The organism is Lacinutrix iliipiscaria (genome assembly GCF_042686125.1).
In the GTDB taxonomy this organism is placed as follows: domain Bacteria; phylum Bacteroidota; class Bacteroidia; order Flavobacteriales; family Flavobacteriaceae; genus Oceanihabitans; species Oceanihabitans iliipiscarium.
The window spans coordinates 230,882-244,725 of sequence record NZ_JBHUOV010000007.1; the positions used below are offsets into that span (position 1 = coordinate 230,882).

At 32.7% G+C, this 13,844-nt stretch carries 9 protein-coding genes; 2 read left to right on the plus strand and 7 right to left on the minus strand.

Annotated features, from left to right (window positions below; genetic code table 11):
* Positions 1-39 precede the first annotated feature (39 nt).
* Positions 40-5,460 carry a CHAT domain-containing protein gene (locus ACFS5M_RS11545; RefSeq protein ID WP_183488407.1) on the minus strand — a complete coding sequence of 1,807 codons (5,421 nt, stop codon included), beginning with the start codon at positions 5,458-5,460 and terminating at the stop codon, positions 40-42.
* A 316-nt stretch (positions 5,461-5,776) separates the two neighbouring features.
* On the opposite strand from ACFS5M_RS11545, the gene trxB reads away from it, so the two are divergent.
* A complete protein-coding gene (gene trxB, locus ACFS5M_RS11550) occupies positions 5,777-6,757 on the plus strand; it encodes a thioredoxin-disulfide reductase (protein WP_183488405.1) in 981 nt (326 codons plus the stop codon).
* A 77-nt stretch (positions 6,758-6,834) separates the two neighbouring features.
* On the opposite strand, the gene ACFS5M_RS11555 is transcribed toward trxB, so the two are convergent.
* The 6 genes from ACFS5M_RS11555 to ACFS5M_RS11580 form a co-directional block, all read right to left on the minus strand.
* Entirely contained in the window at positions 6,835-8,649 is a 1,815-nt protein-coding gene (locus ACFS5M_RS11555) for a M2 family metallopeptidase (protein ID WP_183488403.1), read from the minus strand.
* A 65-nt stretch (positions 8,650-8,714) separates the two neighbouring features.
* Positions 8,715-9,563 (minus strand): GIN domain-containing protein, encoded by an 849-nt coding sequence (locus ACFS5M_RS11560; RefSeq protein WP_183488401.1) that lies wholly within the window; start codon positions 9,561-9,563, stop codon positions 8,715-8,717.
* 158 nt (positions 9,564-9,721) lie between these two features.
* Positions 9,722-10,450 (minus strand): head GIN domain-containing protein, encoded by a 729-nt coding sequence (locus ACFS5M_RS11565; RefSeq protein ID WP_183488399.1) that lies wholly within the window; start codon positions 10,448-10,450, stop codon positions 9,722-9,724.
* A gap of 99 nt (positions 10,451-10,549) precedes the next feature.
* Positions 10,550-12,367 (minus strand): PspC domain-containing protein, encoded by a 1,818-nt coding sequence (locus tag ACFS5M_RS11570; RefSeq protein WP_183488397.1) that lies wholly within the window; start codon positions 12,365-12,367, stop codon positions 10,550-10,552.
* Entirely contained in the window at positions 12,364-12,705 is a 342-nt protein-coding gene (locus tag ACFS5M_RS11575; protein ID WP_183488395.1) for a PadR family transcriptional regulator, read from the minus strand. The genes ACFS5M_RS11570 and ACFS5M_RS11575 overlap by 4 nt, the downstream gene beginning before the upstream one ends.
* 81 nt (positions 12,706-12,786) lie before the next feature.
* A complete protein-coding gene (locus tag ACFS5M_RS11580) occupies positions 12,787-13,233 on the minus strand; it encodes a DUF4870 domain-containing protein (RefSeq protein WP_183488394.1) in 447 nt (148 codons plus the stop codon).
* 144 nt (positions 13,234-13,377) lie between these two features.
* On the opposite strand from ACFS5M_RS11580, the gene ACFS5M_RS11585 reads away from it, so the two are divergent.
* Complete coding sequence (locus tag ACFS5M_RS11585; RefSeq protein WP_183488393.1) at positions 13,378-13,839, plus strand: DUF4442 domain-containing protein; 462 nt, start codon at positions 13,378-13,380, stop codon at positions 13,837-13,839.
* Positions 13,840-13,844 lie beyond the last annotated feature (5 nt).

Below are 13,844 nucleotides of genomic sequence, written 5' to 3' on the forward strand. Positions count from 1 at the left end.
TAAAGCTTTAGTGAGTTTTTATTTTCTTTTATATACTTTTTAATTACTAAGCCTATTTATTACTGACTTTAGTTCATTGACTTGGCTCTCTAAATCTTTAGTTTTAATAGCTTCAAAATTTAAACGAGGCTTTCCTTTAATTGAGTTGTTTATAATATAAAGTTCATGGATAAGGAATTGAAGATGTTCTAATTCGGCCATTTTTTTACCTTCAGATCCTGCCTTTTCCCAAATTCTATTAAAATTAGCGATAATGTTTTCCCATTTCTTATCTGTATTATTTTCTCTTGAAACCAATAGCAAACAAAGTTCAATATTTAAATAGTCAACCATATCCCAGTAATTCAGGTCTTCAATGTTAGATTTTTCAGGAAGTTGTGCATAAAAGGCTAACAGTATTTTTTTTGCTTTTGCAGCTGTACGTATACTATATTTTGAGTCATTAATAGTGAATCCTTTGGTTTCACCTTTTTTAAAGTAAAACTCGAATAATGTGCCGAGCTCTATAGCATTAATCAATGAATATTTACTGCTCTTCTTATTTTGGTAAGCATTTTCATAGTATGAAATGGCGTTTTTATAGGCTAATATTTTTTTCTTCTTATCTGGTGCAACAATAATTAAACGTTTATAAGCAGCTGCAAGAAGGTTTAATCGTTCTGTAGTTTCACCAGCAAAGCGAAGCATTTTAAGATCATCTATAACTTTTATTATTTTGTTATAAGCTTCAGTTTTTGTCGCCTTAGTATGTTTAGGAATTTCAAAATATGATTTTATATAAAGCTTAGCTCGAGTGGAGCAGTACCTTTCCATACACGCAAAGGAAAATCCAGCATTTTCCATTCCCAATAAGTCTTTATACTTTTCTACAGCTTTATCATATAAAGCTAACTCTTGATATATTTTAGCTATTCTTTCTGCTATTTGAGGTGTGTATAACACATCATTATCTTTTTCAATAGCTTCAATTATCGTATTTAAATCACTTTCATGATTATCATCCATACTAGTAGCCATCTCTAATTTATTAAGCAAATTGTCTAGATCCATTTCAGCTTGTTGAGGAACTATATAGTTAGGTGTCCATGCTTTGTATTTTTTTGATATATTTTTTAGCTTAAAGAAAGGATCTCCATAGCATTGGTAGGCTCCCCAAGTATTATTATCTGGGTGTTTATCGTAAATGAAGTTACGTGCTCTTTGAACAGAATCTCCAAAATTATCACCTGAAAACATTCCTGTGTAAAAGATTTCAGCAAAGTCGAAAGCAGCCTCATCATTCACGGCCCAACCAGCGGCAATAACAGCTTTGACACCAATGCGAATTAATTCTGTTCCAATGTTTGCAGCTAATTTGTATCTGTTTTGAAAAAACTTTTCGTCTTCGGTACTACTAAAACCTAAATGACAACAATTAACAAAAACTAATTCAGGCACTACTGGCATTTGTTGGATTTCAAAGACAGAGAGAAAAATATTATCACCTATAACCATACCTGATTTTTTTGGCGATTTCGGATTGAAGATTCCATGTCCTGCTAAATGGATTATAGAGTAATCTTTACAGAATAAACTTTTAACGATGTCTGCTGCATTTGCACCAATAAGCGATTCAAAAGGATAACCAGCATTTTCCATTGTGTCTTTAACTAATGTACCTTCTCTTCGAGCGCCAGGTAATTGATTAACATATCCATTTAATATTGGGTCGGCAATAATTAAAGCATTATTTTCTGCAACACGTTTAATATTAATTCGATAATCTTTAGTTGTCAATTGTCGAATCATACCAGCACTAATACATAGTGGTTTGGCATTTACAGAATTATCTTGTAATAATTCCCAAGGATAAGAAGCCGTTTTTCCTTCTAATATCCATAAAATATTACTTTTCCTTTTTAGTTTTTCTTTTAAAGCATTTGGTATTAATAGTTCGAATAATGTTTTAGCTGTGCAGTCGTTCCATTGATTACTACTTGATATTTCTGAGATAAAAAGATCGATTAAAGGCGTACTGCTATGCAACTCATTTTTTTCTTCTCTAGAATCTGTGGTTGAAGATGCAAAAACCATGCTTGATAAATCATTTGGGTCTTTTGGAAGATTGTATTTAACAGTAATACGTTCCCACCAGTCTTCAGAAGTATCTAAAGGGATTCTTTTCCTGATACCTAAAAGGTTTTTAATCTTTCGGTTATCAATTCTAATATTGTAAGCTGAGTTTTCTTGTTTTATAATTTTATCAAGAACGTACATGCAGTTTAATGCTCTGTATGCATATAGTTCTACAAATTCTATATGCTGAATAGTATTTATACTTCCATTAAATAGTGATTTAACTTTTTCATTCGCTCGGTTTACACCACCAATGATAGCTTTTAACGAACCTTCAACTGAAAGTCCGCCATAACCAGATGCAATTGATAAAGAGGAAATCCCAATGTCTTTATTAGAAGGTATTGTTCCTCGAATGCTAAGTAAATAATTTAAAATAGCTTGTTCTATAGACTTCGAAAGTTGAAATGAAGTTAATTTGTCAGGTTCTCCTAAGCCTACTATAATAGCGCCCGAAAAATCACTGCCTGGCATTTTATCAAAAAAAGCATTTGTGCCTATGCTGCCAGGATACAAGCCTAAGCTATGCTTAGAGGAAAGGCTGCCATTTAAATAATTATCTATTGCTTTTTCAGCATAAAGTACGGCGTCATTTGTAAAATGTCCTGCAAGAATTGGGTACGAAGAATAACGAAGGTCGCCATTACTAATTGTAACATTAACAGGTATTTGGCTTGCTATAGGTTCGGTGTTATTTGGTAATCCAAAAATTGTTTTTTCTAAACCATTTTCAGAAAGATCAAAATCAATATCTGGTTCTGCTCTAAAAACTTTTTCTTCTCCTCTTAATAAAGGTTTAGAGGTGTGTAAAAGCTTAGTCTGTCCTGTTGATAAGATGTCTTCAATAGCATTAAAAAGTGAAGGGCTGTTTGCTAATGCTCCATGAGTAACGCGTGAATAATATACTGCATTTAAAGCTTCCATTTGCTTTGGGATACCTAATTCCCAAGTAACACTTTGATCGCCTTCACCAGTATAAAGGAAATAAAGTTTCTTTTTATGAGAAAAATCTTCAAGATAATAACCGCATGGTGTCATTTTATCTTTTCCTGCGATATAAACCATATTAGAATAATCAATATGATCTCTTTTTGCAATAATATTATCTCTATAGGTTTTAAAATTGTTTAAATCTTTAACAGTAGGTAGTGGCCAACTTGGTTTGCCAAAGAACTCTCGCATTTTTTTCCAAGTCGCTATTTGAGCAAAATCGTTTTCAGCATCAGTTGTAATTGGTAATAAACTTAAAATCCCAGGGAACTTAGAAAACATTTTTAAAAGACTCTTTTTGGTGTGGAACAGATCAAGTTTACTTAGTTTTTTAATGATTGCATCTTCACCAAATAAAACCGCTGGAATTCTGTGTGAGCCACCTAACGGAGAGCCTAAGTACACTAACTTAAATCCATTCGAAGCATTTAATTCTTGCCAAGTCTCATTGTGACTAATTATAAAATCGCGGACCAGTACACCTCCCATTGAATGGCCTATAATTTTTATAGGCTGACCAATTTTTAGAAGGCTTTTAATTTTTAGATTGAAATCATTAGTACATGAATTCAAGGGTTTACGCCAATCAAAAGGAAACACGACAACATCGTATTTTCCAGATAACCATTTGTATAACTTATAATATGATGTTTTTACAACTGATTCGGCTTCAATTTTATTAATATTGGAATAGTTAAGGTTAATTAATCCTCCTGTTAGAATACGACCATAGTGTAACCAAATTTCTTTGTCCTTTTGAGATAAGTTTGATCCCATAATACCAGGAAGTAAAACAACAATTGGTTTTGTACCAGATGGCGGATTAGGAGAAGGGTATAATTCACCATGTTCTATTGCTCCTCTGTCACTACCAGGTATTTCAAGTTGTGCAATAGATTTAAAGCCTGGAATTGGCTTGCCTTCATCTGTTTTTAAAGCCAGATTTATGGCGTCTCTAGTTTTTTCTTTTTCGAAATAATTGACATGATTAACGTCGTCGCCTTGACTAAAGAAATACTGAATGTTAGTCGCTCGTTTTGCTCCTAAATACATTGAATCCGTATTAACAACTAGATCATTGCGCTGCCAATAAAACAGTCTTCCTAGAATGACTAGCAAACCTTTTTTGCTTGCACTTACTGTACCATTTCCAGAGATTACAGCAAGCGGTTTCCCGTCTATGGCATTTGCTTCAGAAGGGTCGTTTAATATTTTTATAAATGGTGATTCTGGGTTTTGGGCTTCCAAACCTGGTAACACATCTACATCATCTTTAGTTTCAATTGCTGCAGCGACTAATTCATTTAAAATATCTCCAAATACACCTCCAAGTAAATTTGAAAAGACATTAAGAATATGAGATAGCCTTTTCGAGGCTAACTTTGTTCCAGCAGCAGGACAGCCTACACGAATAAATTTAGAAACACGTATTTTTTTGTCTCTGTAAATAGTGTTTAATGCTTCAATAGCCTCTATATCTTTTTCTCTTTTTCCTTCCTTTTCTAAGAAGGTGATATGATCATTAGAAAACCCAATCGCCTGATCAGAATCGCTAGTACTGTATTTGTTAATAATATCACCAACAATGCCACCTCTTGAGTGTGTAATCATATGAATAGTGCTGTTTTCTGGAAGCATTTCAGACAATTTCACTGCATTTTGTAGTGGACTTTCGGTTAGTGTTCTATGTTGAAATGCTAAAACATTGTCGCCATAAGTTTCATGAAGTGTTGACCAAGCTGTAGATTGTTTTAAGTCTTCAAAAGCACCTTGAGCATTTGAATTGGTGCCATGTATAAAAAGGAAAAATGGTTGTGCTGAAGGCTTGCCATTAAAGATACTAAATTCAAAATCTTTAGAGACTTTAAAAAGCCCTGCACCATGATCTAAATAATCTTCTTTAGTAACGGTTTTCCATATTAAACTATCCTTAGGAATGCCAAACTCTAAATTTTTGTTTTCAAGATTTCTTGCAATTTCTGCAACGCTTTTTGAAATTGCTTTTTTAGCAAATACTTTTAAAATTTTAATGGCTATTTTTCCAATAATACCACGATCTGAACCCGATTCATCAATTTTACTTGGGAGAACAAAAGTATCAGAATCACCATCGCGATTTTCAGGTCTTTCTATTGCAGGATCGACTTTTGGAAATACCTCATGAAGGGTTGAAGGATCACATTTCCAAGAGACACCATCTTCTAAAACAAATTCAAGAATTTTATCATTTTCTTTGAGAGAAATCTCATGTTGGTTAGACAGGTCACGATTACTACTTTCTAATTTATAAACAATATTTCCATCTTTATCGGTTTCTTTATTTCCATGTAAAATGAGTTTCTTAATTGGCTCCATAGCGTTTAACTTAGACGTTTTAAAATTAATGTTTGAATATATTGTTTAGTATTAAGCTAGAATTATCTAGGCATAACTATGCCATTAATCGTAAGTTAATCAATTTGATAAACTTATATATAGCTTTTAAGGAGGATTAAAAGTTACAATATTTTTTATTATGAAAAAATATTTTATTTGGGCCTTAATTTCTCTTTCGATTAAAGGGAAATGGAATCTATTATAATTATCTATAAAATTATAAGAACTGTTGATAACTTAAGTGTAAGATTTCTATCAAAAATCCTACTTTTGTATTGATAAAATTATAAAAAAAATGTCTGATACAATTGAAAAAATAAAGTGCTTAATAATAGGCTCTGGGCCTGCGGGTTACACTGCTGCAATTTATGCTGCACGCGCAAATATGAAACCTGTTTTATACCAAGGCACTCAGCCAGGAGGTCAATTAACAACGACTAATGAAGTTGAGAATTTTCCTGGTTATCCTGAAGGAATAACTGGACCAGAAATGATGATGGAGCTACAAAAACAAGCCGAGCGATTTGAAACAGATGTTCGTGATGGTTGGGTTACTAAAGTTGATTTTTCTGGAGATGTACATAAGGTTTGGGTGAATGAAACTAAAGAAATTCACTGTGATACAGTTATTATTTCTACTGGAGCATCTGCTAAATATTTAGGATTAGATTCTGAACAAAAGTATTTAAAACTAGGAGGAGGTGTTTCTGCATGCGCTGTTTGTGATGGGTTCTTTTATAGAAATCAAGAAGTTGTGATTGTTGGAGCAGGAGATAGTGCTTGTGAAGAAGCGCACTACCTTTCAAAATTGTGCAAAAAAGTTACAATGTTAGTCAGACGTGACGAGTTTAGAGCGTCAAAAATTATGGCAGCTCGTGTAAAAAACACAGAGAATATTGAAATATTATTCAATACAGAAACCGATGAGGTTTTAGGTGATGGTCAGGTTGTAACTGGTGTACGTGTCTTTAATAATCAAACGAATGAGAAGCATGAGATTCCTGCCACAGGATTTTTTGTTGCCATTGGTCATAAGCCAAATACTGATATTTTTAAAGGCTTTTTGGAATTGGATGAAACAGGTTATATCGTTAATGTACCAGGAACATCTAAAACAAATATTGAAGGTGTTTTTGTAAGTGGTGATGCTGCAGATCATGTGTATCGACAAGCCGTTACTGCTGCAGGAACTGGTTGTATGGCTGCTTTAGATGCAGAGCGATGGCTAGCTGCTAAAGATTCTACTTTTGAAGTGAGTACATCGACCTATAACTAAAATTAAGTGGTGTATATAAAAAAAAACCGAAGCCAACGCTTCGGTTTTTTAGTTTTAATATATTTTCAAAATAATTATTATAAAGTTTCAGGTAGTGTGTAAGTTCTTCCTTCGTTTTGTTCTTTTAAATATGTCATTAAAGGCGCAAAATATTCTAGCATTGGTTTAGCACTCATTTCACTACCTACACTTTCTTTTAACAATTCACGCCAATCATTATTTGCTCCAGTTTTTAATACCTCTTTTAGGAAGTCACCAACGGCTTTACTACCATAATAATTAGTTGCATGAGGATCTTGTTTTAAAATGTTCTTAGCAATATGGTCATGAAATTGAAACAGTAGAATATACGACACTGCATAGTCATAATATTGAGCGGCATCGTTATTTATGTGTGTTTTAGAAGCAGCATCACAATATTCTTCACCGCGATTTGAAGGCGGAACCATACCTTGGTACTTTTTTGCTAATGCCCACCACTTTTTGTTGAATTGATCCTTAGGTAAATCTTCAGCATATAAAGCGTTTTCAAATTCGGTCATTACACCAGCTGAAAAAGGTAAAAAGATCACATAGTTCAATGCTTCTTTTAGTAGGTTTTGTGTTTCATCGATTTCTGCATTAGCATCAACTAAACCTTTGCTAGCAAGAAATGGTTTTTGCATAGCAGCTAAGCCTAATAGACTCCCAATAGCTTCGTGGTAACCACGATTAGCACCTCCACGAAGTAAAGGTGGAACATCTGGATTGGTATAAGCTTGATAATAGTAAATATGCCCTAATTCATGGTGAATAGTTTCATAATATTCGGCTGTAGGTTCAACGCTCATTAAACAACGTAAATCGTTTTCTAAATCCATGTGCCACGCCGAAGCATGATTATTTTTTTTGTAGGTGGCATCTTCAGGTAAAGGATACATGCTTGATTTTTCATAAAAACTAGCAGGCAAAGCATCAAAACCAATACTCTTATAAAAGTTTTCGCCTTCTTTAACAATCCATTCAGGATCCTTGTCTTTTAAAGCACCATCAATATCTAAACCTTCTACATTCACTAATGCACTCCAATCTTGTCCCCAGCGGTTAGGCAACCAATGCGCAGGAATATATTCAGGTACTTCTGCATTGTATTTTTTTGCTAATTCATAACGTGCCCAAGTATGCAATTCTCTGTATAAAGGCCAAACATCACTAACCATTTTATTCATGTCATTTAGCATGTCTTCGCGAGTCATTCCGTAGTCTGAAACCTGATAAGAAAAATAGTCATCATAGCCTAAAGCACTAACTGTTTTATTTCGTAAATGTCTTAAGTTATCTAATCCATCTTTCAAACTTTTACCAACTTCTTTAGACGCTTCCCAGTTTTTCAGGCGTTCTGTTTCGTTATTTGATGTTCTTAAAACGTTATCGATATCTCCTGTCGATTTAGACTTTCCGTCAACCTTAAAATCAAAACCAAAAAGGGTTTCATTTTGTGCATTTTCTGCAGCAATACGCTCCTTTACTAACTCTGAAACGGTTTGCGGATTATTAGCGGCACCATATAAGATGGTGTTTAATTGGCGCACTTGAACTAAATCTAATTGATCTTTATTCTCTAAAAATTTCTTAGTTTTTTCAATCACATCTGTGCTTCCCGAAAATTTAGCATAGGCTTCATTTGTTTTTTGAACATTATAGGCATTTGTTGTATCACCAGCAACAATTTTAGTGTTAGCATCCCATTCAGCCAATGCAGAAGCATAAGCCAGTTTTTTATACGTTTTAGTATAGTCTTCTAAAAACGTTTGAACCTCAGCCTTTATATTGTCATTATTAGGCTTGGAGTTGTCTTTTTTACAAGCAACAAGAGTAAAAAGGAAACAGAGAATTAAGAGTGAATTTTTCATTGGATTGAATTTAGTTGAGCTTTAAAGTTAAAAAAAAACCGAAATACAAATTAGGGTTTATCGTTTTATAATTCTTTTTTGTGAATGGACGAGGTGTCTTTAAAATTGTTTATAGTGATTTTAGGATCGCCATATAGATATATTTCACTACTTCCAGAAGTTTCTATAGTTACCTCGTCTATAACTTGAATAGTAGCATCACTAGAATCCTCTGTGGTAACTATACATGTATTAATGCTTAAATTTTTTGCAGAAAAATCTGAAGCGTTTATAGTCGTTAGAGTTAAGTAATCGACATCACCTTCAATTTTTGCATAAGCTCTTTTGTACATATCGACATATAAACTATCGGTTTCAATAAGCGCTTCGGTTTTGCTATTTTCATCTAACTCTAAAGTGACAGTTTTGCTTTCAATATTTAGTTTTGATTTTGAACTAATTCCGAATGTTGACTTGTTATTATTGATTAATTTAAAATATTGATTTTCAATATTTAAGAAAGCTCTAGCGTAATCTTTAATTTGTAGCTCTAGGCTGTCGTTTTTGATCGTGTTGGTTGCGCTAATTTCAGCATCTTCACTGACTTCTATTTTATGTAATGCAGACGTGTAAAAAACGGTTATGTTTAAGCGTTTACTCGACTGAATTTTAGCTGTTGTTTTAAATTTTAGGACATTATCTTTTACAGAAAAACGGATTACATCATGTAGATTTTCATCGGTTTCAATTTCAACAGAAGGGGAGTCACTTTCAATGAGTTCAATTTCAAATTTTTCACCAAAATCAATGGTATTAAATTCATCAATTTTAGTTTCAATGGTTGTTACATTTTTATTTCCTTTAATTTTTTCTTGTGCAAAACTAGTACATGTTATGGTAACAATGCATAGGAAGGAGAGCCATTTTTTTGACATGCTTTTTTAAGTGTTAATTTTGTTGAAACAAATATATACAAAAACCATCCCAAACTTGATTTTAAGTTTAGAATGGTTTGATTGGTTGGTTGCTTGGTTTGAGTATTCCTTAACAGAAATACGCTTTTAGATACTAAAACGAGTTTAGTATGGTGTTATTATCGTTTTGAGATACTTCCAGATACACCATCGCTTTTTTCTACTTTTTCTGGATTACCATAATAAGTAACATCGCCACCACTAGTCGCTTTGGCGTAAAGCTCTTTTTTTGAGTTAACCGTTATTCCTGCGCCACTTGTTGCTTTAACTCGAGAAGAATTTGCGATTAAATCTTCAGCATCTATATCACTTCCGCTTGTCGCTTGAGCATTAAATGTATTGGTTTGACCTTTTAATTTTAAATCACTTCCACTAGTCGCTTTGCATTTTAAAGTTTCGGTTTCAACTTCTAAATCCATATCGCTGCCACTTGTAGAAATGAGCTCTAATTGGTTGGCACGAATAATTTTTGTTGAAAAGACATCACTTCCGCTTGTCGATTTAATGCTTGTGAGATATTTAAATGTAAGATTGATTTTTTTAGCTTCAGCATGACCAATATTTTTATCTGAATAAATTCTCAATACTCCATTTTCAACTTTAGTTTGAATGAGGTCATGTAAGTTTTCGTTAGCCTCTACAGTTAAACTTTCTGTGTCACCTTGAGTTAGGTATAGATCTAGTCCATCACTGATTTTTACAGATGAAAAATCGGAGTCTAATGTTCTATTTACAGAAGAAACTGGACCAGTTCCTTTAATTCCGTTGTTAAAAGTTACATCGAAATTACAGGATAGTAAAAACATACTTAATAATGTGGTTACAATGATTTTGATTAGTGTTGTCATGATTGTTCGTTTTTTGATTGATTACGTTGTAAATGTATTACAACAGACTGATGGTTAAAATATTAAAATTCTGAGTTGTTGTTTTTAGTTGATGAATTGTTAATTATCGTCTGATGTGATTTTTATACCATCATCATCTATCTTTACTTTAATATCATCAGACTTAGCTTTAACACCATGATCGTCAATTTTTAAAGTAGAGTCTTCAGTCTTAAGTTCTAAGCCATGATCATCTATTTTTAGGTTTGTCCCTTTGTCATTAACATTGAATTTAATTTTGAAGTCATCATCATCATCATCTTCAATTGGACAATCATAACAAATCAGTTTATTACTATCAACCGTTAAGTAATGCTCTTCCATGCCATGATCTAGAATGTCATTATAATAGCTAGAATTACTATGGTATGGATAGGTGTTGTTATGAGCATAAAGTGTTAAGCCTTCAGGTAAGTATAAAATAATTTCTACTTCCTGATCTCTAAATTTATTTTTTGCCTCTGTAATTAAATAAGAATCTAATTGTAATTCGTTTCCAACTAAAGCATAATTGTAATTAATTTCATTTGCACGATCTTTAGCTAACTGAAAGTTTCTACCATCTGAACTTTTATCAATTTGAATTGTTGCTATAGAATCTTTGGTTGAGCGTACAATTAATCTTATATCTGATGAATAGATTAATTTTTCATTATTCTCATCATAAACAATGCGTATAGAATGTCTATGATTATAATTATGAGATTTAGAGTATGCTTCGTGATCTACCATTTTTAAATATAAAGTGTCACTTGGTGTTATGTACAACTGTTCTTTTTGCGTTACACTTGCATCAAAAGCATGTTCGGTAGCTTGTCTAATTCCAAGAATTATAAGACCAATGATTGCCATTATCCATAAACCTAGTAATGAAAATTTCGCAACGTTTCCGATAGATTTTAAATTGTTAATTAGAATTTTTAATCCTAAGTAAAAGACAAAGAAAAACGGAATACCTACAGCAAATAACGTTAGTAATGATACTAGCCAAACAGGAGTGTTGGCTGCATTTGCTGTTTCGACGATATCAAAACCAGGAACGTCTATAGCGTCAGAAACACCTACAGTAAACATGCCTATAATCATACCTATTAATACTGAAGCACCAACAATGATTAGTAAAACACCAATGAATTTGGCAGCGACTTTAAGGAAAAACATAAAGATATCTCCAATTGTATCAAAGAATGATTTTGAAGTAGATTTTAATGAGTTGGTCTGTTTTTGAAAATCCACATTTTTTGCAGCATCAGAAACAGAATCTGAAACATTTCTTGCTACATCAGAAACGGTATCTGTTACTGTAGAAATACCGCCTTTAATTTTTTTTTCAATGTTGCTAATGTTAACAGGTTCACCTGTCATCATTAACTTGTCTGAAGTGGTTACAGCCTCAGGAAGTAAAATCCATAGTAAAATGTATAATAGTATTCCTGTTCCAGCACCAAAAATTAAAAGAATCCAGATGAGTCGAATCCAGATGGCATCTATTCCGAAATAATGCCCTAAACCAGACGATACACCACCTACATATGAATTTTCGGTATCTCTAAAAAGTTTTCTTGACGATTTATGGCTAGTAGGTCTAGTAGGTTCATCTTCAAATATTTCGTCGTCTACGAGATAATCTTCAGGTTGGCCCATAATAGTAATAACTTCGTCTACTTCAGCATTACCTATAACTTGTTTTTCATGTTTTACTCGCTCGTTAAATAATTCGGCTATACGAGCTTCAATGTCTGATATAATTTCAGAACGTCCTTGAGAGTCTGTAAATGAACGTTTTATAGCCTCAAGATAGCGTTGTAGTTTTGCGTATGCATCTTCATCGATGTGAAAAAATATACCTGCTAAATTTATGTTGACTGTTTTATTCATTTTTTTGTTGTTTTTTGGCTTGTTACTATATTAACTGCGTTTTGTAATTCGTTCCAAGTAGTGTTTAACTCTTTAAGAAATAGTTTTCCAGTTTCAGTTAAACCATAGTATTTTCTTGGAGGTCCTGAGGTTGATTCTTCCCATCTATAATTGAGAAGTCCAGCGTTTTTTAAGCGTGTGAGTAAAGGGTAAATAGTACCCTCTACAACAAGCAATTTGGCGTCTTTTAATGTTCCTAATATTTCTGCAACGTAAGCATCATTATCTTTTAAGACAGAAAGGATACAGTATTCAAGAACACCTTTACGCATTTGTGCTTTTGTGTTTTCAATCTTCATATTGTCATGCGATTTAAAATTATTAAACTGTTCATTTTTTGATTGATTTGATTGATGAAACTGAAATTAATTCAGCATAAATTATTTTAAAAAATTGATGGTTAGTGGGTATTTATAAAAATCGCCTTCTCTGGCTGTTAAACTCGCTTTGATGATGAACACTAGTTCTAAAATAAAACCAACTACTGCTAATCCTGCAAAAGCACCTCCTATATATAATAGAGGAGAAGGCTTGTCTATGTTTATTTGAATACTTTCAAAAGCATTAATATCTAGAAAATCAATACCATTAAAGAGATTAAAAATAAAAAAGGGCACAGTAAGTAAGCCTACTACTATACTGTATAAAAGTATACTAATTTGAAAATTAATCGCTTGCTTACCATGAGCATCTACAAAATCCGATTTATCTTTATTAGCAACCCAAAGAATGATTGGTCCTAAAAAATTACCTAACGGAATAATAAACCTAGAAAATGTAGATAAATGTATAAAAGTGGCAATATTTTTTTGATGTGAGTCTTCCATTTTAAAAAAGCATATAATAGTTTCTTATGCAAATATATATCTAAAAGAAGGTATTGTGCAATACAAAGTACTAAAAATTAACAAAAAATTAACAAATTGCATTGTCAAATATTTTCAATAATTTTGAAGATATATAACGAACAAATGAAGCTTACACCTAGAAAAATAAACACCTTTAACTGCTTTAAACTTCCAGCCGTATTTTTTACTGGAATCCGCGTTAAATCAATTAACAATGAAGTTTGTACAGTGTCAGTAAAGCATAGATGGATTAATCAAAATCCTTTTAAATCAATGTTTTGGGCAGTACAAGGTATGGCTGCAGAGTTAACTACTGGCGCATTAATGCTTATGAAAATTAAAGAAAGTGGACAAAACATCTCTATGCTTGTTGCTAATAATAATGCGACATTTACTAAAAAGGCTACAGGACGAATTACTTTTCAATGTCAAGATGGCAATAAAATAGATGAAGCTATAATTAAAGCTATTGAAACAGGAGAAGGACAGACCATTTGGATGCAATCTGTTGGAACAAATGAAGATGGAATAGAAGTGTCAGTCTTTAATTTTGAATGGTCTATAAAAGTTAAATCTAAGACCTAAGCTGT

Excerpts from the sequence above, each read along its gene's own strand:
- ACFS5M_RS11545 (WP_183488407.1), bottom strand. The coding sequence starts at position 5,460 with ATGGAGCCAATTAAGAAACTCATTTTACATGGAAATAAAGAAACCGAT.
- trxB (WP_183488405.1), top strand. The coding sequence starts at position 5,777 with ATGTCTGATACAATTGAAAAAATAAAGTGCTTAATAATAGGCTCTGGG.
- ACFS5M_RS11555 (WP_183488403.1), bottom strand. The coding sequence starts at position 8,649 with ATGAAAAATTCACTCTTAATTCTCTGTTTCCTTTTTACTCTTGTTGCT.
- ACFS5M_RS11560 (WP_183488401.1), bottom strand. The coding sequence starts at position 9,563 with ATGTCAAAAAAATGGCTCTCCTTCCTATGCATTGTTACCATAACATGT.
- ACFS5M_RS11565 (WP_183488399.1), bottom strand. The coding sequence starts at position 10,450 with ATGACAACACTAATCAAAATCATTGTAACCACATTATTAAGTATGTTT.
- ACFS5M_RS11570 (WP_183488397.1), bottom strand. The coding sequence starts at position 12,367 with ATGAATAAAACAGTCAACATAAATTTAGCAGGTATATTTTTTCACATC.
- ACFS5M_RS11575 (WP_183488395.1), bottom strand. The coding sequence starts at position 12,705 with ATGAAGATTGAAAACACAAAAGCACAAATGCGTAAAGGTGTTCTTGAA.
- ACFS5M_RS11580 (WP_183488394.1), bottom strand. The coding sequence starts at position 13,233 with ATGGAAGACTCACATCAAAAAAATATTGCCACTTTTATACATTTATCT.
- ACFS5M_RS11585 (WP_183488393.1), top strand. The coding sequence starts at position 13,378 with ATGAAGCTTACACCTAGAAAAATAAACACCTTTAACTGCTTTAAACTT.